Source organism: Oceaniradius stylonematis, from assembly GCF_965223445.1.
GTDB lineage: Bacteria > Pseudomonadota > Alphaproteobacteria > Rhizobiales > Rhizobiaceae > Roseitalea > Roseitalea stylonematis.
In genome coordinates this window covers 3,275,959-3,300,525 of sequence record NZ_OZ244994.1, presented here as the reverse complement: position 1 = coordinate 3,300,525, position 24,567 = coordinate 3,275,959, and the positions used below count along the sequence as shown (strand labels likewise).

Annotated in this window: 26 protein-coding genes and 2 tRNA genes; 8 read left to right on the top strand and 20 right to left on the bottom strand. The window is 63.6% G+C overall.

Going from position 1 to position 24,567, the window contains the following annotated elements; translation table 11 throughout:
- Window positions 1-10: 10 nt before the first annotated feature.
- From ACOQOU_RS16285 to ACOQOU_RS16240, 10 genes are all read right to left on the bottom strand, one after another.
- Complete coding sequence (locus tag ACOQOU_RS16285) at window positions 11-472, bottom strand: DUF3291 domain-containing protein (protein ID WP_306024715.1); 462 nt, start codon at window positions 470-472, stop codon at window positions 11-13.
- Window positions 473-562: 90 nt separating this feature from the next.
- On the bottom strand, window positions 563-1,672 hold the full coding sequence (locus ACOQOU_RS16280) for a hypothetical protein (protein WP_306024714.1): 1,110 nt from the start codon (window positions 1,670-1,672) through the stop codon (window positions 563-565).
- A 199-nt stretch (window positions 1,673-1,871) separates the two neighbouring features.
- Complete coding sequence (gene nuoF, locus ACOQOU_RS16275; protein WP_109766170.1) at window positions 1,872-3,176, bottom strand: NADH-quinone oxidoreductase subunit NuoF; 1,305 nt, start codon at window positions 3,174-3,176, stop codon at window positions 1,872-1,874.
- 9 nt (window positions 3,177-3,185) lie between these two features.
- A complete protein-coding gene (locus ACOQOU_RS16270; RefSeq protein WP_306024713.1) occupies window positions 3,186-4,403 on the bottom strand; it encodes an NADH-quinone oxidoreductase subunit E in 1,218 nt (405 codons plus the stop codon).
- Window positions 4,403-4,711, bottom strand: a complete 309-nt coding sequence (locus ACOQOU_RS16265) for a hypothetical protein (protein ID WP_306024712.1) — start codon at window positions 4,709-4,711, stop codon at window positions 4,403-4,405. The genes ACOQOU_RS16270 and ACOQOU_RS16265 overlap by 1 nt, the downstream gene beginning before the upstream one ends.
- On the bottom strand, window positions 4,708-5,898 hold the full coding sequence (locus tag ACOQOU_RS16260) for an NADH-quinone oxidoreductase subunit D (RefSeq protein WP_109765975.1): 1,191 nt from the start codon (window positions 5,896-5,898) through the stop codon (window positions 4,708-4,710). The genes ACOQOU_RS16265 and ACOQOU_RS16260 overlap by 4 nt, the downstream gene beginning before the upstream one ends.
- The gene (locus ACOQOU_RS16255; protein WP_109765974.1) at window positions 5,895-6,506 is read right to left on the bottom strand and encodes an NADH-quinone oxidoreductase subunit C; all 612 of its coding nucleotides are present in this window, start codon (window positions 6,504-6,506) and stop codon (window positions 5,895-5,897) included. Before ACOQOU_RS16255 ends, ACOQOU_RS16260 begins: the two co-directional genes overlap by 4 nt.
- Window positions 6,507-6,542: 36 nt before the next feature.
- On the bottom strand, window positions 6,543-7,121 hold the full coding sequence (locus tag ACOQOU_RS16250; protein ID WP_306024711.1) for a NuoB/complex I 20 kDa subunit family protein: 579 nt from the start codon (window positions 7,119-7,121) through the stop codon (window positions 6,543-6,545).
- Window positions 7,112-7,477 (bottom strand): NADH-quinone oxidoreductase subunit A, encoded by a 366-nt coding sequence (locus tag ACOQOU_RS16245; protein WP_109765972.1) that lies wholly within the window; start codon window positions 7,475-7,477, stop codon window positions 7,112-7,114. The genes ACOQOU_RS16250 and ACOQOU_RS16245 overlap by 10 nt, the downstream gene beginning before the upstream one ends.
- A gap of 335 nt (window positions 7,478-7,812) precedes the next feature.
- Window positions 7,813-7,889, bottom strand: a tRNA-Asp gene (locus ACOQOU_RS16240).
- Window positions 7,890-8,056: 167 nt separating this feature from the next.
- Between ACOQOU_RS16240 and ACOQOU_RS16235 the strand changes: the two genes are divergently transcribed.
- Window positions 8,057-8,132: transfer RNA gene (locus ACOQOU_RS16235), tRNA-Val, on the top strand.
- 124 nt (window positions 8,133-8,256) lie between these two features.
- On the opposite strand, the gene ACOQOU_RS16230 is transcribed toward ACOQOU_RS16235, so the two are convergent.
- The 4 genes from ACOQOU_RS16230 to ACOQOU_RS16215 form a co-directional block, all read right to left on the bottom strand.
- A complete protein-coding gene (locus ACOQOU_RS16230) occupies window positions 8,257-8,532 on the bottom strand; it encodes an HU family DNA-binding protein (RefSeq protein WP_109765970.1) in 276 nt (91 codons plus the stop codon).
- A 226-nt stretch (window positions 8,533-8,758) separates the two neighbouring features.
- On the bottom strand, window positions 8,759-11,188 hold the full coding sequence (gene lon, locus ACOQOU_RS16225) for an endopeptidase La (protein WP_306024710.1): 2,430 nt from the start codon (window positions 11,186-11,188) through the stop codon (window positions 8,759-8,761).
- A gap of 271 nt (window positions 11,189-11,459) precedes the next feature.
- On the bottom strand, window positions 11,460-12,746 hold the full coding sequence (gene clpX / locus ACOQOU_RS16220; RefSeq protein WP_109765969.1) for an ATP-dependent Clp protease ATP-binding subunit ClpX: 1,287 nt from the start codon (window positions 12,744-12,746) through the stop codon (window positions 11,460-11,462).
- Window positions 12,747-13,031: 285 nt separating this feature from the next.
- Entirely contained in the window at window positions 13,032-13,667 is a 636-nt protein-coding gene (locus ACOQOU_RS16215) for an ATP-dependent Clp protease proteolytic subunit (RefSeq protein ID WP_109765968.1), read from the bottom strand.
- Between the two features lie 182 nt (window positions 13,668-13,849).
- Here ACOQOU_RS16215 and ACOQOU_RS16210 point away from each other — a divergent pair, with 182 nt between their 5' ends.
- Window positions 13,850-15,103, top strand: coding sequence for a cytochrome P450 (locus ACOQOU_RS16210; RefSeq protein WP_306024709.1), 1,254 nt, complete (start codon window positions 13,850-13,852; stop codon window positions 15,101-15,103).
- Here the strand turns inward: ACOQOU_RS16210 and ACOQOU_RS16205 are convergent, their stop codons facing one another.
- The 5 genes from ACOQOU_RS16205 to ACOQOU_RS16185 form a co-directional block, all read right to left on the bottom strand.
- Window positions 15,104-15,391 carry a hypothetical protein gene (locus tag ACOQOU_RS16205; protein ID WP_306024708.1) on the bottom strand — a complete coding sequence of 96 codons (288 nt, stop codon included), beginning with the start codon at window positions 15,389-15,391 and terminating at the stop codon, window positions 15,104-15,106.
- 139 nt (window positions 15,392-15,530) lie between these two features.
- A complete protein-coding gene (locus ACOQOU_RS16200; RefSeq protein WP_306024707.1) occupies window positions 15,531-16,817 on the bottom strand; it encodes an O-acetylhomoserine aminocarboxypropyltransferase in 1,287 nt (428 codons plus the stop codon).
- Window positions 16,818-16,969: 152 nt separating this feature from the next.
- On the bottom strand, window positions 16,970-17,410 hold the full coding sequence (locus ACOQOU_RS16195) for a CoA-binding protein (protein WP_306024706.1): 441 nt from the start codon (window positions 17,408-17,410) through the stop codon (window positions 16,970-16,972).
- Entirely contained in the window at window positions 17,407-18,165 is a 759-nt protein-coding gene (locus ACOQOU_RS16190; protein WP_420578742.1) for a GNAT family N-acetyltransferase, read from the bottom strand. Before ACOQOU_RS16190 ends, ACOQOU_RS16195 begins: the two co-directional genes overlap by 4 nt.
- Window positions 18,162-18,983: an enoyl-CoA hydratase gene (locus ACOQOU_RS16185; protein WP_109765963.1), complete on the bottom strand. Its 822-nt coding sequence runs from the start codon at window positions 18,981-18,983 to the stop codon at window positions 18,162-18,164. Before ACOQOU_RS16185 ends, ACOQOU_RS16190 begins: the two co-directional genes overlap by 4 nt.
- Before the next feature lie 96 nt (window positions 18,984-19,079).
- On the opposite strand from ACOQOU_RS16185, the gene ACOQOU_RS16180 reads away from it, so the two are divergent.
- The 6 genes from ACOQOU_RS16180 to argC all read left to right on the top strand — a co-directional run bounded on the left by ACOQOU_RS16180 (window position 19,080) and on the right by argC (window position 23,331).
- Window positions 19,080-19,535, top strand: a complete 456-nt coding sequence (locus tag ACOQOU_RS16180) for a PaaI family thioesterase (RefSeq protein WP_306024704.1) — start codon at window positions 19,080-19,082, stop codon at window positions 19,533-19,535.
- 227 nt (window positions 19,536-19,762) lie between these two features.
- Complete coding sequence (rplM, locus tag ACOQOU_RS16175; protein ID WP_109765961.1) at window positions 19,763-20,224, top strand: 50S ribosomal protein L13; 462 nt, start codon at window positions 19,763-19,765, stop codon at window positions 20,222-20,224.
- Window positions 20,225-20,229: 5 nt separating this feature from the next.
- A complete protein-coding gene (rpsI, locus tag ACOQOU_RS16170) occupies window positions 20,230-20,724 on the top strand; it encodes a 30S ribosomal protein S9 (RefSeq protein ID WP_306024703.1) in 495 nt (164 codons plus the stop codon).
- 82 nt (window positions 20,725-20,806) lie between these two features.
- Complete coding sequence (locus tag ACOQOU_RS16165) at window positions 20,807-21,340, top strand: hypothetical protein (protein WP_306024702.1); 534 nt, start codon at window positions 20,807-20,809, stop codon at window positions 21,338-21,340.
- Between the two features lie 10 nt (window positions 21,341-21,350).
- Window positions 21,351-22,301 carry an agmatinase gene (gene speB, locus ACOQOU_RS16160; protein ID WP_306024701.1) on the top strand — a complete coding sequence of 317 codons (951 nt, stop codon included), beginning with the start codon at window positions 21,351-21,353 and terminating at the stop codon, window positions 22,299-22,301.
- Between the two features lie 100 nt (window positions 22,302-22,401).
- Window positions 22,402-23,331 (top strand): N-acetyl-gamma-glutamyl-phosphate reductase, encoded by a 930-nt coding sequence (argC, locus tag ACOQOU_RS16155; RefSeq protein WP_109765957.1) that lies wholly within the window; start codon window positions 22,402-22,404, stop codon window positions 23,329-23,331.
- Here the strand turns inward: argC and ACOQOU_RS16150 are convergent, their stop codons facing one another.
- On the bottom strand, window positions 23,332-24,450 hold the full coding sequence (locus ACOQOU_RS16150; RefSeq protein ID WP_109765956.1) for a COX15/CtaA family protein: 1,119 nt from the start codon (window positions 24,448-24,450) through the stop codon (window positions 23,332-23,334).
- Window positions 24,451-24,567: the final 117 nt, after the last annotated feature.

Here is a 24,567-nt window from a genome sequence, read left to right as displayed (position 1 = left end):
GTCGTTTGTCTCACGCGCAGCGCTGGTCTTGCCACAGCTTGCCGTGCGGCAGATGCGCCCAGTCGAACGCATGGTCCGTATTGCCGTGCCGGGCCAAATGGTCAAGCCGTTCGCGCGCCTCCAGAGGCGAAGGTCGATGCCCATCCTCCACCCACCACATGGCAAAATGGTGTGATGCGATCGCATCAAACCATTCGGCCTTGCGGCGATAGACCTGCTTGTGGACGGTGTTCCACACATAATGTTCGAGGTCGGCCGGCGTTTGCCAGACGCTCAGGTTCAGGATGACGCGTGGATTGCCGAACAGGCGTCTGCCGAGCGCGGCAAGATCGGCGCCCTGGAAGCGCCAGACGAAACCGGGCGACCGGTCGGCAACCGCGTTGACCGCATCTAGGCGTTGCACGAAGCCGGCCATGGCCGGGTCGTCGAGCGGATGCTTCGCGCGGGCAATGTTGGCCTCGGCCAGAAGCACGAGCCTTCCTCCGTGTCCTGCCGGCCTTCTGTCGCGGGCCGGTCAATGGGCCGGCCCGGACGCCTGGGCGCCCGGGCCGATGGGTCCGTCTCAGCGCGGCTCCTTGCCGAACTTTTTGACATATTCGTCGCGGCCGCCCTCGGCGAGCGCGGCAGCCTGCGCGATCCAGTCGTCACGTTCGATACGGCCCTTGAACTGCAGATAGTCATCCACCCAGGCGACTTCGTTGGCGGTCCACTCGGCGATCTGCCCGAAGGTCCAGATGCCAAGGCCGTTGAGCACAGATTCAAGCTTGGGGCCGACGCCGGCAATCATCTTCAGGTCGTCCGGTTTGGCCGGCTTTTCCGCCTTGGAGGGCTGCTTGAAGTCCTCGGGCATGATGTCAGCCGCCGATGCGGGTCCGCCCGGGCGTGCGGGCACGGACGCCACCGGCTCGGCGGACGGCACCAGCCGGACGACCGATGTCTCGGCAGCCTTGGCCTCGGCGGTGCCGTTGGCTTTCTTGGCGGACGCCTTGGGCGCGGCTGCGGGCGCCGGCGCGGCGGCCTTCACCTTGGGTGCCTTGACCGGCTTGGGGGCGGCCGTTGCGTCGGCCTTCATGCCGGACTTGGGCGCGGCTTTGGCGGCCGGTTTCGCCTTGGCGGCAACCGCCGTCTTGACGGCCGTCTCGGCCTTGCGCTTCGGCGCCGGCGTGGCCGCGGTCTTGGCAGCCGGCGCCTTGGCTTCGGCGGTTGCTTCACCCGTGCCGAAGGACCATTCGAATTTCAGCGGGTTGACGCCGTCGAGCGCCGGCGGCGCGAAGGGCGAGATGTCGCGCGTTGCCTTCTGCATCCGCACGGCATTGTCCATCATGCCGGTCATTGCGCCGAACATGGTGCCCATCATCTGGCTGGTCGCGCCCATCGAGACGGCCGCACCCGCCGCCATGGCCGCCATCGGGTGGGTGGCCAGATTGGGCATGCCTTCAAAGCCGGGGACGGCCTTCATCATCGTTTCGATGTTGGCTTCGATCGCGTCAGCGTCCGCCATCATCGGCGAGAACGGCATGGGCGGAAGCTTGGGCATATTGGACACACCCATACCTTTCATGAAGCTCTCGGTGGTCTTCTGCAGCGGCTCCATGCCCGGCATCAGCGCCAGAAACGGGTTTTCCTTCGCCTGCGGGCTGATCATGTTCTCTGCGAACGGAAACATCGACATCGGTTTTCTCCTCAAAGTCGCTTGCGTCCGCCGTTCCGTGGTGTTTCCTCTTGCCGCGTCGCCGCAAAAGCGCCGCACGGCCGGACCGGTTCCGGTCTCATTGTCGTCTTCTATGCTGAAACACGCGGCCCTGTCAGCACGACATTAGGCGCGTGTCCGGCCTCATTTGTTGCATTGCAGCATAAATCGCGGAAAAAAGCTACTCCGCCGCCTCCAGAACCGGTCTGGTCTGGTGCGAATTGTGGGAAAACTCGTCGATCCGCCGCTCGATCTCGGGCCTGAAGTGCCGGATCAGCCCCTGAATCGGCCAGGCCGCAGCGTCACCCAGAGCGCAGATCGTGTGGCCTTCCACCTGCTTGGTGACATCCAGCAGCATGTCGATCTCGCGCTTGTGGGCGTTGCCGACCACCATGCGCTCCATCACCCGCCACATCCAGCCGGTACCCTCGCGGCAGGGCGTGCACTGGCCGCAGCTCTCGTGCTTGTAGAAGTAGGAGAGCCGCGCGATCGCTTTGACGATGTCGGTCGACTTGTCCATCACAATCACGGCCGCCGTGCCGAGACCCGATTGCAGCCCGCGAAGCGAGTCGAAATCCATCGGCGCATCGATGATCTGCTCGGCCGGGACCAGCGGCACCGACGAGCCACCGGGAATGACGGCCAGCAGATTGTCCCACCCGCCGCGAACGCCGCCGCAATGGCGGTCGATCAGTTCGCGGAACGGGATCGACATTTCCTCTTCGACCGTGCACGGCGCGTTGATGTGGCCGGAGATGCAGAACAGCTTCGTGCCGGTGTTGTTTTCCTTGCCAAGCCCGGCGAACCAGCCGGCACCGCGCCGCAGGATCGTCGGCGCGACGGCGATTGACTCCACATTGTTGACTGTCGTCGGACAGCCATAGAGGCCGACATTGGCCGGGAACGGCGGCTTCAGGCGCGGCTGGCCCTTCTTGCCTTCTAGGCTCTCGAGAAGCGCGGTTTCCTCACCGCAAATATACGCGCCGGCGCCATGATGGACGTAGACGTCCATGTCCCAGCCGCACTTGTTGTTCCTGCCCAGAAGGCCGGCCTCGTAGCACTCGTCGATCGCGGCCTGCAGCGCCTCGCGCTCGCGCATGAACTCGCCGCGCACATAGATGTAGGCGACATGGGCATTCATGGCGAAACCGGCGATCACACAACCCTCGATCAGCGTGTGCGGATCGTGGCGCAGGATTTCGCGGTCCTTGCAGGTGCCGGGCTCGGATTCGTCGGCATTGACGACAAGGTAATGCGGCCGTTCGCCCACTTCCTTGGGCATGAACGACCATTTGAGCCCGGTCGGGAAACCGGCGCCGCCGCGGCCGCGCAGGCCCGAAGCCTTCATCTCGGAAATCACCCAGTCGCGGCCCTTGTCGATCAGCGCCCTGGTGCCGTCCCAGTGTCCACGGCTCATCGCGCCCTTGAGCGACTTGTCGCGCAGGCCGTAAATGTTGGTGAAAATGCGGTCCTTGTCAGCGAGCATCATGCACTCCTAGCGCGGCTTCTTGCCGAAGACCCGAACATATTCGTCTACGCCGCCCTTGGCCAAGACCTTCGCCTGTTTGACCCAGTCGTCGCGGTCGATCCGTCCCTTGAACTTCAGATAGCCGTCGACCCATTCGCGTTCGGCCTTCTTCCACTTTGCAACCTGCGCGAACGTGTAGATGCCCAGCGAATGAAGCGTGCCCTCCAGCTTGGGGCCGACGCCGGAAATCAGCTTCAGATCGTCGGGCTGCGCGGGCTTGTCGATCACGGGCGGCCGGTTCTTGTCGTCCAGTCCGGTTTTGCCGGCATCCGTTGTGGCGCCCTTGGTCGTTGCGGCGTCCTTGGCGGTCGGCGCGGCTTTGGCCGATTTTGCCGGCGGCTTGGCGCGCCCCGAGGCGGTGGCGGCCAGCTTCATTGTCGAATTGCCGCCCTCGACGGTCTTCGCCGGCGGCTTGCGCTTGGGGCGCACCGCGCTCGCCGTCTTGGCGATTTCGGCGGTGGAGCTCACCTTGCGAGCGCCGGTCCTGGTTGCGGCACCGGACGTGCCCGCAGATTTGGACGCCTTGCCGCCTGCTTTCGCCGATGCCTTCGCGCGCTTGCCCGAGGCCGGTTTTACGTCGTCGAGAAGGCTGGTCAGGCCGGTAACCGGCGCCGCAAAGACGCGGTCGATCTGCGGGCCGGGCGTGATCGTGTCGCCCTTGCCGGCCTCGAACGCGTCGATGATCTCTTCGAGCCGTTCCGGCGTCAGGTCTTCATAGGCATCGCGCCCGATCATCACCATAGGCGCGTTCACGCAGGCGCCCTGGCACTCGACCTCTTCCCAGGAGAGCGTGCCGTCCGCGTTGCGGTGGAACTGCCGCTCGTTGATCTTGCGCTGGCAGATCTTCATCAGATCCTCGGCGCCGCGCAGCATGCACGGCGTCGTGCCGCACACCTGGATATGGGCCCTGGTGCCGACCGGCTGCAGCATGAACTGGGTGTAGAAGGTGGCAACCTCCATCACGCGGATCAGCGGCATGTCGAGCATTTCGGCGATGTGCTCGATGGATGCCCTGGTGACCCAGCCTTCCTGATCCTGGGCGAGCATCAGCAAAGGGATCACCGCCGACTGCTGGCGGCCCTTGGGATATTTCTTGATCCAGACCTTGGCTTCGGCCGACCGCGCACGGTCGAACCTGAAGCCTTCCGGCTGGACGGTGTCTTCGGCAAGACGGCGAACGGACATTAGGCAATCCCCAAAAATGCTCTGATTTCGGGCGCGAACAGCGAGACCAAGACGCCCATCACGAACCCGACAAACCCCCAAACGCGCGACGCCAGGTTCAACAGCTGCGTGCCGAACCGCTCAAGCCAGACAAAAAGCCAGGAGATGGCGGCGCCAAAGCCGATGACACTCTTGTGCATATCGGTTTGATTGAACATGTCGGCCTCGGCCATCGGGCGCGCATGCTTCAACGCCTGCCCCACGATGGGCAGCACGACGAAAAAGAAGGCTGCCCCGCCGACCACCAGCAGTGCGACCAATGCCGTCACCGGTCGACCTCTCCGAACACGATGTCGAGCGAACCCAGGACCGCCGAGACGTCGGCCAGCATGTGGCCCCGGCAAATGAAGTCCATGGCCTGCAGATGGGCAAAGCCCGGCGCGCGCAGCTTGCAGCGGTAGGGCTTGTTGGACCCGTCGGAGACCAGATAGACGCCGAACTCGCCCTTGGGCGCCTCGACCGCCGCATAGACCTCGCCCTCGGGCACCTTGTATCCCTCGGTGTAGAGCTTGAAGTGGTGGATCAGCGCTTCCATCGAGCGCTTCATCTCGCCGCGCTTGGGCGGCACGATCTTGCCGTCGGTGTTGGAGATGGGGCCCTGCCCGTCCGCGCTCTGCAGCTTGTCCACGCACTGGCGCATGATCGAGGCAGACTGCCGCATCTCCTCCATGCGGATGAGATAACGGTCGAAACAGTCTCCGTTCTTGCCGATCGGGATCTGGAATTCCATTTCCTCGTAGCATTCGTAGGGCTGCGAGCGTCGCAAGTCCCATTTGGCGCCCGATCCGCGCACCATGACGCCGGAGAAACCCCAGGCCCACGCATCGTCCAGATCGACGACGCCGATATCGACATTGCGCTGCTTGAAGATGCGGTTTTCGGTCAGAAGCCCGTCGATTTCGTCGACAACCTTGAGGAACGGATCGATCCAGTCTCCAATGTCCTGAACCAGTTCGGGCGGCAGGTCCTGATGCACGCCGCCAGGGCGGAAATAGGCGGCATGCAGGCGCGCGCCGCAGGCCCGCTCATAGAACATCATCAGCTTTTCGCGCTCTTCAAATCCCCAGAGCGGCGGGGTCAGTGCACCGACATCGAGCGCCTGCGTGGTGATGTTCAGAAGATGCGACAGGATGCGACCAATCTCGGAATAAAGGACGCGGATGAGCTGGCCGCGCCGCGGCACCTCAATCTCCAGAAGCCGTTCGACGGCGAGCGCGAAAGCGTGCTCCTGGTTCATCGGCGCGACATAGTCGAGCCGGTCGAAATAGGGCACGGCCTGCAAATAAGTCTTGGCCTCGATCAGTTTTTCGGTGCCGCGATGCAAAAGGCCGATATGGGGATCGACGCGCTCGCAGACCTCGCCGTCCAGTTCCAGCACCAGGCGCAGAACGCCGTGCGCCGCCGGATGCTGCGGGCCGAAATTGATGTTGAAGTTGCGGACGTTGTGTTCGGTCACTTGCCGTCGGCCTTCTCGTCGCCGGGAAGCACATAGTCTGTGCCCTCCCAGGGGGAAAGAAAATCAAAGTCGCGGAATTCCTGTCGCAGGCTGACCGGCTCGTTGACGACGCGCTTGGCCTCGTCGTCGTAGCGCACCTCGACAAAACCGGTGAGCGGGAAGTCCTTGCGCAGCGGATGGCCCTCGAAACCGTAATCGGTCAGAAGGCGCCGCAGGTCGGGATGGCCGGTGAACAGGATGCCGTAGAGATCGTAGGCCTCGCGCTCGAACCAGTTGGCGCCCGGATAAACGCCGGTCACCGACGGCACGGGCGTTTCCTCGTCGGTCATCAGCTTGACCCGAAGGCGCTGGTTCAGCGTCGGGCTCAAAAGGTGGTAGACCACGTCGAACCGCTTGTCGCGCGCCGGATAGTCGGCACCCGAAATGTCGATGAACGAGACGAACCGCGTCTGCATCGAGTCGCGCAGCCGCGTCAGCACGGCGACAATGTCCTCGATGGCAACCGTGATGGTCAGTTCGCCGTGTGCCATCGCCGGCTCGTAGCCGATCTCGCCCAACGCATCGGAAACGGCAGTCGCCAGATCATCTAGATTTTCAAGCGTGGCCATGCATGGCTTCCCTGTCGTGCCGCCGCCGATACGCCGTCAGCGCTCGATCGTGCCGGTGCGGCGGATTTTCTTCTGCAGCATCAATATGCCGTACAGCAGCGCCTCGGCCGTGGGCGGGCACCCGGGCACATAAATGTCGACCGGCACGATGCGGTCGCAGCCGCGCACCACCGAATAGGAATAGTGGTAATAGCCGCCGCCATTGGCGCACGAGCCCATCGAGATGACGTAACGCGGCTCGGGCATCTGGTCGTAGACCTTGCGCAGCGCCGGCGCCATCTTGTTGGTCAGCGTGCCGGCGACGATCATCACGTCGGACTGGCGCGGCGAGGCACGCGGGGCGACGCCAAAGCGCTCTGCATCGTAGCGCGGCATGGATGTGTGCATCATCTCGACCGCGCAGCAGGCGAGCCCGAACGTCATCCACATCAGCGAGCCGGTGCGCGCCCAGTTGATCAGTTCGTCGGTCGAGGTGACCAGAAAGCCCTTGTCGGCCAGTTCATTGTCAATCTCGCCGAAAAAGGAATCGTCCGCGCCGACCGGCTTGCCGGTTTTCGGATCGATGATGCCCTTGGGCTGCGGGGCGACGAGGGTCTGGTCGTCGTTCAATCCCATTCCAGCGCTCCCTTGCGCCATTCATAGATAAAGCCGACCGTCAGAACGCCCAGAAACACCATCATCGACCAGAAACCGAACATGCCCAGTTCGCCGAACGACACCGCCCAGGGAAACAGGAAAGCCACTTCGAGATCGAAGATGATGAACAGGATGGCGACGAGATAGAAACGCACGTCGAACTTCATGCGCGCATCGTCGAACGCGTTGAAGCCGCATTCATAGGCGGACAGTTTTTCGGGGTCCGGGCTCTGATAGGCAACGATGAACGGCGCGATCAGAAGCGCCGCGCCGATGCCGATACAGACGAGCAGAAAGATGATGATGGGCAGATAGGAGGCGACGACGGCTTCCATGTGTGCAAACCCCGATGAACGTTTATCGGCGTCTTAGCCCGATTTCCCGCGCCGCACCATATGGCCGAAAGCCGCACGGGGCACAAGCCGAACGCCCTTTTTGTCTTGCAGGGGCAGTTATCGGTTTGCCGAGCCGCGCGCAAGGGTGCGGACGGGTGGCCAATACCGATTTCGCGCTAGCGCTTTTTCCGCCTCGGTCTCGCCTGGCACATTGGGATATCTGCGCGCTGGCGCGCGGCCCAGCCAACGCGAAAAATGCTTTGGAAACAAACGTGTCTTGGGAGTTCGAAAAGTGGAGGCCGGATCAATAGAGGCCACCGGACTTTGACAGCAAATGGCGCGAGTGACGGGGCTCGAACCCGCGACCTCCGGCGTGACAGGCCGGCACTCTAACCAACTGAGCTACACCCGCATTTGCTGGCCGCCGGCATGGCCGGCGTTCGGGTCACTTAAGTGGAAGGGCCGATGGTGTCAAGCGGTCCGGAAGGCGATTGTCGGCGGCCGCGCCGGGCGCGCGACGGCGCTTGCATGTGCGCCCCGCGCCCATTAGATCGGAACGGCGCACAAAGGTTGCGCAGGGGGCGATTAGCTCAGCTGGTAGAGCGCTTCGTTTACACCGAAGATGTCGGGAGTTCGAGTCTCTCATCGCCCACCACTATCCTGCCAAACGTCAAGCGGTCGGCGGAGTTTCAGCGACCGCCCCAACGAAAAAAGCCGCCCGGTGGCCCGGACGGCTTGGTCGTTTTCGCATCGACCGGCCTGAGCCGGCGCGAGACACGTCAGCTGTTGACGGCTTCCTTGAGTGCCTTGCCGGCGGAGAACTTCGGAACGCGCTTGGCCGGAATATCGACAGCGGCGCCGGTCATCGGGTTGCGGCCGGTCGTGGCGGCGCGCTGCTGGACGACGAAATTGCCGAATCCAAGCACGCGGACATCGCCGCCCGACGACAGGGTCTCGGTGATGGTTGCAAACACGGCATCGACGGCCGACGCTGCGTCGCCCTTGGCAAGGCCGGCCTTGTCGGCGACGGCTGCTGCGAGTTCATTCTTGTTCATGGGTGATCTCCCCTCGTTCGGAATTGTTCGGCGCGGGCGCGAATCGCTTACCCATCGTCACGATGGCGCGACACTAGCCGGAATCTGGGCGATTCCTAAGCATTTAGGCGTCAAACGATCGGCAATCGGCGGAATTCAACACAAAATCACGCGCTTGAGGTGCACAAATCAAAAAAGGCGCCGTCGAAACGGCGCCTTTCGGATTGTCTGGCAGGCCCTGTGCGGCTCAGTGGGCGACGCTTGGCGCCGAACCGGACGAGGCGGCGAGCGCGGCCGCGGCCATCTTCTCGTCCTCTTCGGTCCACTCGATCGGCTCGGGCTTGGATGTCAGGGCATGGTCCAGAACCTCGCCGATGTGACCGACCGGGATGATCTCCAGCACGCTTTTGACGTTGTCCGGAATGTCGGCAAGGTCCTTGGCATTGTCCTGGGGGATCAGCACCTTGGTGATACCGCCGCGCACGGCGGCCAGCAGCTTCTCCTTGAGGCCGCCGATCGGCAGCACCCTTCCCCGTAGCGTGATCTCGCCGGTCATGGCGATATCCTTGCGCACGGGGATGCCGGTCAGCACCGAGACGATCGCCGTCGCCATGGCAATGCCCGCCGACGGCCCGTCCTTGGGCGTTGCGCCCTCGGGCACGTGCACGTGGATGTCGCGCTTGTCGAAGATGGGCGGCTCGATGCCGAAGTCGATCGCCCGCGACCGGACATAGGATGCGGCGGCGGAAATCGATTCCTTCATCACATCCTTGAGGTTGCCGGTGACGGTCATCTTGCCCTTGCCGGGCATCATGACGCCCTCGATGGTCAGCAGTTCGCCGCCCACCTCGGTCCAGGCAAGCCCGGTGACGACGCCGACCTGATCCTCCTGGTCGATCTCGCCGAAGCGGAACTTCGGCACGCCCAGATAGTCGTCCAGATTGTCCTCATCGACACGGACGGTCTTGACGTCCGAGCGCAGGATTTCGGTGACGACCTTGCGGGCGAGCTTCATCAGTTCGCGCTCGAGATTACGGACGCCCGCCTCGCGGGTGTAGAGCCTGACGATCTTCCGCACGGCCGCCTCGGTCACCTCGAACTCGCCTTCCTGGAGGGCATTGTCGCGGATGGCCTTGGGCATCAGGTGCCGGTTGACGATCTCGACCTTTTCATCCTCGGTGTAGCCGGCGATGCGGATGATCTCCATCCGGTCCATCAGCGGCGCGGGGATGTTGAGCGTGTTGGCCGTGGTGATGAACATCACGTTCGACAGGTCGTACTCCACCTCCAGATAGTGGTCCATGAAGGTGTTGTTCTGTTCCGGATCGAGCACCTCGAGCAGCGCCGAGGACGGATCGCCGCGGAAATCCATGCCCATCTTGTCGATCTCGTCGAGCAGGAAGAGCGGGTTGGACTTCTTGGCCTTCTTCATCGACTGGATGATCTTGCCGGGCATCGAGCCGATATAGGTCCTCCGGTGACCGCGGATTTCCGCTTCGTCACGCACGCCGCCAAGCGCCATGCGCACATATTCGCGGCCGGTCGCCTTGGCGATCGACTTGGCGAGCGAGGTCTTGCCCACGCCGGGCGGTCCGACAAGGCACAGGATCGGCCCCTTGAGCTTCTTCTGGCGCTTCTGCACGGCGAGATATTCGACGATCCGTTCCTTGACCTTTTCGAGGCCGTAATGGTCGGTGTCGAGCACCTCTTCGGCCAGCTCCAGATCGTACTTGATCTTGGACTTCTTGGCCCAGGGAATGGAGAGCATCCAGTCCAGATAGTTGCGCACGACGGTGGCCTCGGCCGACATCGGGCTCATCTGCTTGAGCTTCTTGAACTCCGCCTCGGTCTTTTCGCGCGCTTCCTTGGAGAGCTTGGTCTTTTCGATGCGCTCTTCGAGTTCGGCCAGTTCGCCCTGACCGTCCTCGCCGTCGCCCAGCTCCTTCTGGATCGCCTTCATCTGCTCGTTGAGATAGTATTCGCGCTGGGTCTTCTCCATCTGCCGCTTGACGCGGCTGCGGATGCGCTTTTCCACCTGAAGGACGGAAATTTCCGCCTCCATGTGGCCGAGCGCCTTTTCCAGCCGCTCCTTGACGGGCAACGTTTCGAGAAGCTCCTGCTTGTCGCCGATCTTGACGGCGAGATGCGAAGCGACCGTATCGGCCAGCTTGGCATGATCGTCGATCTGGCCGACCGCACCGACCACGTCGGGCGAAATCTTCTTGTTGAGCTTCACATAGTCTTCGAACTGGCCCACCACCGAACGGGCGAGGGCTGCGACTTCGACCTCGTCCTCATCGGGTACATCGACCGCAACGGCCTGCGCTTCCATATAGTCTTCGCGGTCGGAGAACCGCTCGATGGCGACGCGCTCTACACCCTCGACAAGCACCTTGACCGTGTTGTCGGGCAGCTTGAGAAGCTGCAGCACGTTGGCGAGCGTGCCGGTCGTATAGATCGCATCGGTGGACGGATCGTCGTCGGCCGCATCCATCTGGGTGGCGAGAAGGATCTGCCGATCGTTCTCCATCACCTCTTCAAGCGCACGGATCGATTTGTCCCGCCCGACAAAGAGCGGCACGATCATGTGCGGGAAAACGACGATATCGCGCAGCGGAAGAACGGCATAAAGCCCGTCCGGTCCACCCGCCATCACCGTTTCGTTTGCATCTGTCATGCGTTTCGTCCTTTCAAGGCTTTTGGCCGATATCGGCCATATGCCGGATTGGCCGCCGTACCGAAGTCCCGGCGGCAGGTGCGGGCATGTCATGCCCTGGTGGTTAACTGGCGCCGGAAGACCGTCATTTCAACCATTGCGGCCGGGCCCTGATGTCCACCTTCGCGCCGAACGCAGATTCGCACAATCGCGACAATGGTGCCGCGACGGCGAAACCCAAAGATGATTCACTCATGCACTGGCCGGTGGCCCCGGCAGCCGGGCTAAAACGTCACGCGCTCTCGGCGGTGGCCTCGGCCTCGTCTTCCTTGTCGGAATAGATGTAGAGCGGCCGCGCGCCGCCGGTGACGACCTCGTCCGAAATCACGACTTCGCGAACGCCTTCCAGCGCCGGAAGCTCAAACATGGTGTCGAGCAGGATCGTTTCCATGATCGAGCGCAGGCCGCGCGCGCCGGTCTTGCGCTCGATGGCGCGCCGGGCGATGGCCCGCAGGGCGTCCTCGTGGAACGTCAGTTGCACGTTTTCCATCTCGAACAGGCGCTGATACTGCTTGACGAGCGCATTCTTGGGCTCGGTCAGGATTTGCACCAGCGCTTCCTCATCGAGATCCTCAAGCGTCGCCAAGACCGGCAGGCGGCCGACAAACTCGGGGATCAGCCCGAAGCGCAACAGGTCTTCGGGCTCGACCTTGCGGAACAGTTCGCCGGTCTTGCGCTCGTCGGCGGCCTCGACGGTGGCGGCAAATCCGATCGACGTGTTGGTGCCGCGGTCGGAAATGATCTTGTCTAGGCCGGCGAAAGCGCCGCCCGAGATGAACAGGATGTTGGCGGTATCGACCTGCAGGAACTCCTGCTGCGGATGCTTGCGTCCGCCCTGCGGCGGCACCGAGGCGACCGTGCCTTCCATGATCTTCAAAAGCGCCTGCTGGACGCCCTCGCCCGACACGTCGCGGGTGATCGAGGGATTGTCCGACTTGCGCGAAATCTTGTCGATCTCGTCGATATAGACGATGCCGCGCTGGGCGCGCTCGACATTGTAGTCGGACGCCTGGAGCAGCTTCAAAATGATGTTCTCGACATCCTCGCCGACATAGCCCGCCTCGGTCAGCGTGGTCGCGTCGGCCATCGTGAACGGCACGTCGATGATGCGCGCCAGCGTCTGGGCGAGCAGCGTCTTGCCGCAGCCGGTCGGGCCGATGAGCAGGATGTTGGACTTGGCAAGCTCCACATCCTCGTTCTTCTCGGCATGGGCGAGGCGCTTGTAGTGGTTGTGGACGGCAACCGAAAGGATGCGCTTGGCGCGCTCCTGGCCGATCACATAGTCGTCGAGGACGCCCAGGATCTCCTGCGGCGTGGGTACGCCTTCCTTGGACTTGGATATCGAGGACTTGTTCTCCTCGCGGATGATGTCCATGCACAGTTCGACGCATTCATCGCAGATGAACACGGTCGGCCCGGCAATCAGCTTGCGGACCTCGTGCTGGCTCTTGCCGCAGAATGAGCAATAGAGCGTGTTCTTGGCGTCGCCGCCGCCACCGCTCGAGGAAACCTTGCTCATCGTCTATCCTTTCCTGCGCCGAACCTGGGCGGCCACCTGCCTGGCCGGGCCGGCGATCGCGCAATCACGGAGCACTCAGACCACGCCGGGGTCAAAACCCTTCGGCACCATATACACAAGCAGCAAAGACACAAACCCGACACCCGAATCATCAAAGGCTAAGGCTGCCTTTGTCAACAAGACCTTAACGCGCCAAGCGCTCCGGACAGGAACCCTAGCGCGTCGCGCGCCCAGAGCAATCACCAATGCGTGGCAAATGTGCCGCACCCGGCGCGCATTATCGGCTCAGTCGCCCTTGGCTTCGTTCTCCATCGCCTCGCGCGAGGTGATCACCTTGTCGATGAGCCCGAAGTCCCTGGCTTCCTCGGCGCTCATGAAATTGTCGCGCTCGAGCGCCTTTTCGATTGTCTCGTAATCCTGACCGGTGTGCTTGACATAGATTTCGTTCAGGCGGCGCTTCAGCTTCTGGGTGAATTCGGCGTGGATGAGAATGTCGGTCGCCTGACCCTGATAACCGCCGGACGGCTGGTGCACCATCACATTGGCGTTGGGCAGGCCAAAGCGCATGTCCTTGGCGCCGGCGGCAAGAAGGAACGAGCCCATCGACATGGCCTGGCCGGTGCACAGCGTGGAAATGGGCGGCTTGATGAACTGCATCGTATCGTAGATCGCCAGCCCGGCCGTAACGACGCCGCCGGGCGAATTGATGTACATGGCGATCTCTTTTTTCGGATTGTCGGCCTCGAGGAACAGAAGCTGCGCGCAGACCAGCGACGCCATGCCGTCCTCGATCGGGCCGGTGATGAAGATGATGCGCTCCTTGAGCAGGCGCGAGAAGATGTCATAGGCGCGCTCGCCACGGTTGGTCTGTTCGACGACCATGGGCACGAGATTCATCACGGTATCGATCGGGCTTGGCATGCGTCACCTTTTTCGGGGTTTTGCCGCGCAAACGCGGGCAGGACGGCGGGAATCAGTGTCAAACTGGCCATCTAGATAGGGCGGGCACCGGGCGGTTCGCAAGAGAGGCCGCCCAATTGGTTGCCCGGCGATGGAAAACGCCGCAGAACGCGGCCGGACCAAGCCATCAGGGACACGCAATCGTGAATGCCGGAACCCCACCACGCAACGGCCCGCGCGCACGTTCGGTCGACCCGCGCAATCCGCACTTCGTGCAGGACGTCTATCGCGCCTACGGGCGCTGGCATGCCGATGGTCAGGCTTTGTTCTGGGAGGAATACGGGCATTGGTGCTTTGCCGGATATGAGACCGTCGATCGGCTCCTGCGCGACCGGCGGTTCGGCCGGCAGGTGCTGCATGTGGCCACGCGCGAGGAACTGGGCTGGCCGCCGCGCCCGGCGCATCTGGCCGATTTCGACGCCGTCGAACGGCACTCGCTCCTGGAGTTGGAGCCGCCGGCGCATACGCGGCTGAGGCGGCTGATCACCAAGGCGTTCGTCGCGCGGCAGGTGGAACGGCTACGCCCGCAGATCAACGCGCTCTGCCATGCTTTGATCGACGGGTTCGAGGCCGACGGACAGGTCGAATTGCTGTCGGCCTACGCAACGCCCATCCCGCTGACAACGATCTGCACCCTGCTGGGCGTGCCGGTGGAAGCCGGGCCGCAACTGCTCGGCTGGTCGCATGCGATCGTCAAAATGTATGTGCTCGACCCGCCGATGGGCGACCAGATCGCGGCGAACACCGCTGCTCGCGATTTCGCCGGCTTCCTGCGCGCCCGGATCGCCGAAAAGCGCGCCGATCCGGGCGACGATCTGCTTTCGGCGCTGATCGCTGCGGAAGATGACGGCGAGACGCTGTCGGTGGACGAACTGGTGTCGACGGTGATCCTGCTGCTCAATGCCGGTCATGAAGCGACCGTGCACCAGATCGGCAATGCGATGCGCTCGATCCTGGCTTCGAAGCTTGATCCACGCGGGCTCTTTGCCGATGCCGAGGCGACGGCGACAACGGTAGAGGAGTGCCTGCGCCATGACGCGCCGCTGCACATGTTCACGCGCTATGCGCTCGAAGACATGGAACTGGAAGCCGATGGCACGATGGTCGCGCTGAAGAAGGGCGACCGGATCGGCCTGCTGCTCGGCGCGGCCAACCGCGACCCGCGCCGCTTTGCCGATCCGGACAGGTTCGACCCGTATCGGACCGGTCAGGCCAATGTCACCTTCGGCGCCGGTCTTCACTTCTGCATCGGTGCGCCGCTGGCGCGCATCGAACTGCAGGAAGCGCTGTCGGTCCTGTTCGCGCGGCTGCCGGGCATCTGCTTTGCCGAGACGCCGCGATATGCCGACGCCTACCATTTTCACGGGCTGGAGCGCGCAGTGCTTGGCTGGCGGTGATCAGCAGACCGTGACTTCGCAGATCTTGAGCGTGAATTCGGCTTCCGGCTCGGTGCGCGCCGCGTCGAACTGTCGGCCGTCCCGGCATTGGGCACGTGCCTCGAACGTTCTTCGTCCGGCGAGTTCGCCCTCACGGATGTTGACGAAATACTCGACCTGGCACTGTTGGTCTCGCGCCAACTGCTCGGAGACGGCATCGAGCCACGCCGGGTCGGTGGACTGGGCAAACGCGGGCAGGCTTGCCGCCACCAACACGGTCGCGGAAAAAGCGATGATCTGATGGCGCATCGGCGCACTCCCGTTTTCCTGCGTCTCCTGGGTTCACAAAAGCATCCCGCCGCTCCGTCCGCCTTGCGGCAGGTCAATACGCGCAACCAAAAAGGGCCGCACATGGGCGGCCCTCTAAACAAGCGGTTCTGATGCCCGGTCAGCCGGCCTTGGCCAGCGCCTGGTCGATGTCGGCGATGATGTCATCGACATTCTCGATGCCGACCGACAGGCGCACCACATCGTTGCCCGCGCCGGCGGCGTCACGCTGCTCGTCGCTCAATTGCCGGTGGGTGGTCGAAGCCGGATGGATCACCAGCGAGCGCGTGTCGCCGATATTGGCAAGGTGCGAGAACAGTTCGAGGCCTTCGACGAATTTGACGCCCGCCTCGTAGCCGCCCTTCAGGCCGAAGGTGAAAACCGATCCGCCGCCCTTGGGCGCATATTTCTTCTGCAGGTCCTTGTAGGTGTCGCCCTTCAGGCCGGCATAACGGACCCAGGCGACGGCATCGTGCTTGTTGAGGTGCTTGGCAACCTCGTGCGCATTGTCGCAATGGCGCTGCATTCTCAGCGGCAGCGTTTCGAGCCCGGTCAGGATCTGGAAAGCGTTGAACGGAGAAAGCGCCGGGCCGAAGTCGCGCAGGCCCAACACCCGGCAGGCGATGGCAAAGGCGATGTTGCCGAGCGCTTCGTGCAGCACCACGCCGCCATATTCCTCGCGCGGCGCCGACAGCATCGGATAGTTGCCCGAGGCCGACCAGTCGAATGTGCCGCCATCGACGATGATGCCGCCCATGGAGTTGCCGTGACCGCCGATGAACTTGGTCAGCGAATGGACGACGATATCGGCGCCGTGCTCGATCGGCCGGATCAGGTATGGCGTCGCCATTGTGTTGTCGACGATCAGCGGCAGGCCGTGCTTGTGCGCCACCTTGGCAACCGCCTCGATATCGGTGATCACGCCGCCGGGGTTGGCGATGCTTTCCACGAACACGGCGCGCGTGCGGTCGTCGATCTGCGATTCCAGCGTGGAAACATCGTCCATGTCCGCCCAGCGGACCTGCCAGTCGAAATTCTTGAAGGCCTGGCCGAACTGATTGATCGATCCGCCGTAAAGGCGCGTCGAGGCGACGAAATTGTCGCCGGAATTCATCAGCGTGTGGAAGACCAGGAGCTGCGCGGCATGGCCCGATGCCACCGCCAGCGCCGCGGTGCCGCCCTCCAGCGCCGCGACGCGCTCTTCGAGCACCGCATTGGTCGGGTTCATGATGCGGGTGTAGATGTTGCCGAATTCCTGAAGGCCGAACAGCCGTGCCGCATGGTCGGCGCTGTCGAAGACGAACGATGTCGTCTGATAGATCGGCGTGATGCGCGCATTGGTGGTCGGATCGGGCTGCGCGCCCGCGTGAATGGCGAGCGTCTCGAAGCCCGGCGTGTGGTCTGCCATGATGAAGTGCCTCCCGGATGGTCGGTTGTCGTTGGTCCCGGGGCGTTATCGGCGAGCGGCCGGTCGAATGCAAAGAACAAATTTGCGCGTGGGAGCCATTTCGCGTTGCGCCAACGCTGGCCGGAGCCGTCTGGCGCAACGGTTTTGCGGGATCACAGGCCCAGGCGCGGCATCTCGATCGCCGGGCAGCGGTCCTGGATGACGGTCAGGCCGGCAGCCTCGGCGCGCGCGGCGGCGATATCGTCGCGCACGCCCAACTGGCTCCAGATCACCTTGGGCAGCGGATCGAGGGCGAGCGCCGCATCGACCACAGCGCCCAGATGTTCCGAGCGGCGGAACACATCGATCATGTCGACCGGCTGCGGCAGATCGGCAAGCGCGCCGACGGTCGGCGCGCCGGCGATCGTCTTGCCGGCATGACCGGGATTGACGGCGAACACCGTGAACCCCTTGCGCACGAGAAAGCCGGTCACGCCATGGCTCGGACGCGCCGGATTGGGCGACGCGCCAACGACCGCGATGGACTTGACGCTGGTCAGAACCGAACGGATCAGTTCGTCCGGATAGGCGTCATGGTTCTGTGCGTGGTTCATTGCGTATCGTTCTGCTCCGGCGCATACATGTAGCTGTATGAGAACAACAGCCTGTCAAAGCCCAGCCGCCGGTAGAGCGCCTGGGCTGGCGCGTTTTCGGCGACAACCTGCAGCGTGGCTTGCCCAGCGCCTTGCCGCCGGGCCCAGTTGATCAGCGCACCGACGGTCTGGCGAGCCAGGCCACGCCCGCGGAAGTCAGGATCGGTGGCAACGGCCTCGACGACCAGAAGATCGTCGATGCGAACGCCATAGGCGATGGACGCAACCCGCTCATCAACCTTCGTTTCGGCGAAACAGAGTGGTGCTTCGATCCGCTGCAGCATGGCGCGGAAGCCGCCAGCATCGGGATTGAGCGTTTCCCGCAAGCCAAGCCAGCCCGCTGAGGCATGGTCGTGCAGTGTGGTGTCCGGCCCGATTCCGGCAATATCCGCGTTGAGCCGGGCGTGGAGCGTCCGAGTGATGCTCTCAGAGCGATATCCTTCATTCTCAAGAGCCGTTTGATCCGACGTGGCAAAATCGAGAAGACGGATCACCGTCCGGCGCCCACGACCGGCATAAAAGGACTCGGCGGCTTGGCGAACATCGCGGGTGGGCCCTGTTGCGCCGGGCAGCGGGTTGAGCGAGTTGGTGCGCCGGATCGGACTTCCGTCATAGCGCGCCGTCCAATCTCCGTGCCGCACTTCGATGGCCGCCGGCCATGCCGCCCGGCAAGCCATCTCACATGTCCAGCAAAGGCCGGTTTCGCTGCGGCTCATTGCTCGTCCGTCCATTGCGCCTTGCGCTTCTGCAGGAACGCGCCGATACCCTCCTCCGCATCGGCGGCCATCATGTTCTCGACCATGATCTCGGCCGTGTAGACATAGGCCGCGTCGAGATCCATCTCGGCCTGCCGGTAGAAGGCCTCTTTGCCGGTGCGCACGACGAAAGCCGATTTTTCGGCAATGGCTTGCGCATATTTGGTGACAACCTGATTCAGATATTCGCGCGGCACGATCCGGTTGACGAGGCCGAACTCCCTGGCCGTCGACGCGTCGATCGTCTCGCCGGTCAGCAGCATCTCCATCGCCTGCTTGCGGTGGACGTTGCGCGACAAGGCGACCATGGGCGTCGAGCAGAACAGGCCGATATTGACGCCCGGCGTGCAGAAGCCCGAACTGTCCGTACAGATCGCCAGATCGCAGCTGGCGACAAGCTGGCAGCCGGCGGCGGTCGCCAGTCCGTCCACCTCGGCGATCACCGGCTTGGGAAGGCGGACGATGGCCGTCATCAGTTCGGCGCACAGATCGAAGGTTTTCTTGAAGAACGCCGTTCCGCCGTCGGCGTCGGCCCGATGGGCGGTCAGTTCCTTCAGATCATGGCCCGCGCAGAACACGCGCTCGTCGGAGCGGATCACGACAACGCGGACGTCCTTGTCGGCGGCGGCTTCCTTGAGGGACGCCAGCAGCGTCTCCATCATGGCGATGGACAGCGCGTTCGCGGGCGGGCTGTTCAGCGTAAGGCGGCGGATCGGGCCTTCGGTGCCGGCCAGAACCAGACCGCCGGGCTTTCTCAACGATGTCACGGTGGCGCTCATGGGCCTTGCCTCCCCTGCCGGCGGAACGGTAACAGCGCCCTTGTCGCAAAGCGGCGCCGCCACGGCAAGCCGCGACCAGAGAGCAAGACGGAGATCATGGCGGACACACCCTACAAGCCCATCATGAGCGTGGCCGACCTCGAAGCCTTCATCGAGCGCGATTTCCCGCAGGTGCACATGGACGGGCGGGTGTTTCACATCGCATCCGTCGAGCCGGGCGCGACGACGATGCGGCTCGAACCGAAGGAGCGGCATTTGCGGCCGGGCGGCACGGTTTCCGGCCCGACCCTGTTCACGATGGCCGATGTGTGCGCCTACATGGTGATCCTGGCGCATATCGGGCCCGCCAAGCACACGGTGACGACCAATCTGAACATCAATTTCATGCACAAGGCGGCGCCCGGGCCGATCGTCTGCACCGGACGGCTGCTCAAGCTGGGAAAGCGGTTGGCCGTGGTCGAGGCGACGATCACCGATGAAGAAGGCACCATCGTTGCGCACGCCACCGCCACATATTCGATCCCACCGGGCCGAAAAGATACGGTAAAATAATACCTTATCTCTAAGTTTCTGAAATTGCTGGGCTTTTCTTGGTTCGCTCCCGAAATATGGCTTGACAGTTTGATGTCACGCGTCTAGATGCCCGCCATGACGTGCGGAGCAAGCCTCCGCGCGTTTGTTTTTGCCCGAAGATCACTGGTCTTCTGCCGGCAATCCAAGCAACAAGAAAAGCCCCGACGGCGACAGCCCGACGGGACCGATGAACCAAGGACATTCCCATGCGGACCTTTTCGCAGAAGCCTGCCGACGTGCAGAAGAAATGGGTGATGATCGATGCGGAAGGCCTGGTTGTCGGCCGCCTCGCCACGATCGTCGCCAACCGCCTGCGCGGCAAGCACAAGCCGAGCTTCACACCCCATGTCGACGATGGCGACAACGTGGTCGTCATCAATGCCGACAAGGTGGTCTTCACCGGCAACAAGCGCGGCGACAAGAAATATTACTGGCACACCGGCCATCCGGGCGGCATCAAGGAGCGCACCGCTGCGCAGCTGCTTGACGGACGTTTCCCCGAGCGCGTCGTCGAAAAGGCCGTCGAACGCATGATCCCGCGCGGTCCGCTCGGCCGGCGCCAGATGAAGAATTTGCGCGTCTATGCCGGCGCCGAACATCCCCATGAGGCGCAGCAGCCCGAAGTGCTCGACGTCGCCGCAATGAACGCCAAGAACAAGAGAGCATGACACCCATGGCTGATCTGACTTCGCTTGAAGAACTGGGCGATGCCGTTGCCGGCACCGAGGCGGCACCGGCCGCCGTGCCCGAAGCGCCCGTCCACGTCCAGAAGCTGGACGAGCATGGCCGCGCCTATGCGACAGGCAAACGCAAGGACGCCGTCGCCCGCGTCTGGCTGAAGCCCGGCACCGGCAAGGTGACCGTCAACGACCGCGACATGGACACCTATTTCGCCCGCCCCGTGCTGCAGATGATCCTGCGCCAGCCGGTCGTCGCGGTGAACCGGAACGGCCAGTACGACATCGTCGCCACCGTCAAGGGCGGCGGACTGTCCGGCCAGGCCGGCGCGGTGCGCCACGGCATCTCCAAGGCGCTGACCTATTATGAGCCCGAGCTTCGCTCGATCCTCAAAAAGGGCGGCTTCCTGACGCGCGACAGCCGCGTGGTGGAACGCAAGAAGTATGGTCGGGCCAAGGCGCGCCGGAGCTTCCAGTTCTCCAAGCGCTGATTTTTCGGAACGTGTCAGCAGAGATCGAAGCGGGGCCCCGGCCCCGCTTTTTTTGTGCGCGTTGCACCGCTAGGTTCTCGCCATGGAACCGTTCCGTCACATGCTCACAGGTGGGCACCCCAATTCGCTGGGCCGCACGCTGGACGTGGTCGAGATCGTGCTCGATAAGCCTTCGCGGATGGAGGAGCTCTACCAGTGCTATTTCAGCGATGACGAGATCGTCCGCCTGCGCACGTCCAATGCCTGCCGGCGTGTTTTCAAGGAACGGCCGGACTGGTTCGAGACCTATGCCGACCGGTTCATCGGCGAGATCGCACAGACCGACCAGCCGTCGGCCAAATGGACGCTGGCGCAACTCTTTCTCGAACATCAGAGGCGGCTGACGCCGGAGCAGCGCGCCGAGGCGACGGAAATCCTGATCCGCACCCTGCACGAAGAAGACGACTGGATCGCGCTCAACATGGCGATGAAGACGCTGGAGCGCTGGGTGAAACAAGACGCCGCCATCATCCCGCGCATCGAAATCCGCGCCCGCGCGCTGGGCGACGATCGGCGCAAATCGGTTGCCAACGGGGCGCGAAAGCTGTTGAACGCGATGGACGTGTCACCGCTTTGACGAGCCGACCATGCCTTCCGAGACTGTCGATCATGCCATCACGCCCGGCCCGCTGACCGGCGCCGCAAGCGACCCGACCTATGCGGGCGCGCTGTCCTTCATGCGCCGCAAATACACAAAGGACCTGTCCGGCGTCGATGTCGCCGTGCTCGGCATTCCGTTCGATGCCGCGGTCTCCAACCGGCCCGGGGCGCGGTTCGGCCCGCAGGCGATCCGCCGCGCCTCCGCGATCATGGACAATGATCCGCAATACCCGTTCTCGGCCGATCTCTTCGACACGCTCGCCGTGATCGACCATGGCGATGTCTTGCTCGACTATGGCAATCACGCCGCGACGCCGGGCGCCATCGAAGCTGCCGCGCGCGCGGTGATCGACAAGGGCGTGTTTCTGCTCGCGCTGGGCGGCGACCATTTCGTCACATGGCCGCTTCTCATGGCCCATGCCGCCAGGCACGGCCCCTTGGCGCTGGTCCAGTTCGACGCCCATCAGGACACATGGTTCGACGATGGGCAGCGCATCGACCACGGATCGTTCGTCGGCCGCGCGGTTCGGGACGGCGTGATCGATCCGGACAAATCCATCCAGATCGGCATCCGCACCCATGCGCCCGAGGATTGCGGGATCGAGATCCTCCATGGCCATCAGGTCGAGGAGATGGGTGCCGTCGAGATCGCCGAGGCGATCTACGAGCGGGTCGGCGGCGGCAAGGCCTACATCACCTTCGACATCGATTGCCTGGACCCCGCCTTTGCGCCGGGCACCGGAACGCCGGTCGCCGGAGGGCCGTCGAGCGCCAAGATGCTGGCGACGCTGATGCACCTCAAGAACCTCCAAATGGTGGGCGCAGACGTCGTCGAGGTTGCGCCGGCCTATGATCATGCCGATATCACCGCGATTGCCGGTGCGGCGGTGGCGATGCATTATCTGGGTCTTCTCGCGGCGCGGAAAGCCGGCCGTTGAGAGACTGATTCAAGCGCTTGGCACCATGATTCAACGTGTTTTCACGCTGATTCCGATAGCGCAGGCAAAGAATTGAAAACAAAGAACTTTCGGGACCGACATGGCAGCGACAATCTTCATCGACGGCGAACATGGGACGACCGGACTGCAAATCCGCGACCGGCTTGCGGCGCGGTCCGACATCGCGCTCCTTTCGCTTGCCGAAGCTGACAGGCGCGACATGGACAAGCGCACCGCGCTGTTGCGCGAGGCGGATATTGCGATCTTGTGTCTGCCCGACGATGCGGCCCGCGAGGCCGTCAGACTGGCCGATGGCGCCGGCACGCGCTTCATCGATGCATCGACCGCGCACCGCACCGATCCTGATTGGGTCTACGGCTTTGCCGAGGCCGAACCGGGCCAGGCAACCCGCATCGCCGAAGCGCAGTTCGTCTCCAATCCGGGCTGCTATTCGACCGGCGCGATCGGGCTTTTGCGGCCGCTCGTTTTGGCCGGCATCCTGCCGGTGGATTATCCGGTGACCATCAACGCGGTCTCCGGCTATTCGGGTGGCGGCAAGCAGATGATCCGGCAGATGGAGGACCAGGCCGCCGACGACCGGATCGCCGCGCCGTTCTTTGCCTATGCGCTGCCGCTGCGGCACAAGCATGTGCCCGAGATCATGGAGCGGTCGGGCCTGACCGCCCGGCCCGTCTTCACACCATCGGTGGGCCGGTTCGCACAAGGCATGCTGGTCAATGTGCCGCTGCTGTCGGCGCATATGAACGACCATGCGCCGATGGAACGCGTGCATGAAGCGCTGGAAAACCATTATTCCGGCCAGACGATCGTCGAGGTGGTCGAACTGGATCAGAGCGCGGCGACGGTGCGCATCGATGCCACCGAGATGGCTGGCACCGACCGGATGAAGCTCTATGTGTGCGGCACGCCGGGCGACGGGCAGATGAACCTCATCGCCTCGCTCGACAATCTCGGCAAGGGCGCGTCCGGCGCCGCCGTGCAGAACCTCGACCTGATGATCGGCGCCTGATCAGGCGTGCCGGTGCGGCCGGCCGTCCAGAAGCGGTATGGGGCCGACCATGGCCCGCCAGTGGGCCACCGCAAAGGCCAGCACGAAGAAGGCCAGCCCCTGATGGACCAGCGCCCAGGAAAGCGGCACTTCCATCACCAGCGTGACGATGCCGACCAGCGCCTGGCCGACCACCAGCGCAAGCAGCGTAGCCGCACGGCGCGCATGGGTCGAGCCCGGCGCCCAGCGCCAGCAGGAGATGGCGTGCGCGATCACCACCAGCAGCAGCGCATACGCGCCGGTGCGGTGGGCGAACTGGACGATGGCTGGGTTTTCCACCCAGTTGCGCCAGCCCAGCGTCGGCTCCCACATGATGGTCGGGAACAGCCCCTCGCCCATCATCGGCCATTCATTGTAGACCCAGCCCGCATCGAGACCCGCGACGAGCGCGCCCAGATAGATCTGGACGAAGACCAGACCGGCGATGACGCCGGCCCAGAGCGAGGAGTTCGCCGTCGGCTTGAGATCGGGCGCATGCGGCGCGATGGCGCGCGCCACCCAGACGATGCCGCCCAGGATCAGCGCGGCCATGCACAGATGCACGGCAAGACGATAATGGCTGACATCGACGCGCTCTGTCAGCCCTGACGAGACCATCCACCAGCCGATGAAGCCTTGCAGGCCGCCAAGCGCAAGAAGACCCACGAGCGGCCATTTCAGTCGCCGGTCGAGCCGTCCGGCCAGCCAGAAGAAGGCGAGCGGGACGGCAAAGACGAGGCCGAGCGTGCGCGCAAGGAAACGATGGCCCCATTCCCACCAGTAGATGAACTGGAACTCGGCCATCGACATGCCCTTGTTCACCAGCTGGTACTCGGGGATCTGCCGGTAGCGCTCCAGTTCCTCCTGCCATTGAACTTCTGTCAGCGGCGGTATGACGCCGTGGATCGGCGCCCATTCGGTGATCGACAGGCCTGAATCGGTGAGCCGTGTCGCCCCGCCGACAACGACCAGCACGAGAAGCACGAGCGCGGTGAAATAGAGCCAGCCGCGAACCTGCGCCCTATTGCGCAATTCGGAATCGCGGCCTGTTGCCATGGCGGGCACGGAGACGGTGTCGGCGAGATCAGTGGCGGCGGTCATCGAATGTCTTTCACCAAACGCAGTGTGCGCGCCTGATTGCAAATCGGACTCGGCCTTTCAAGTGCCGCTTTGCCGCATGGCGGCATCACTTGACGGCCTTGGCAATGGCGACCGTCG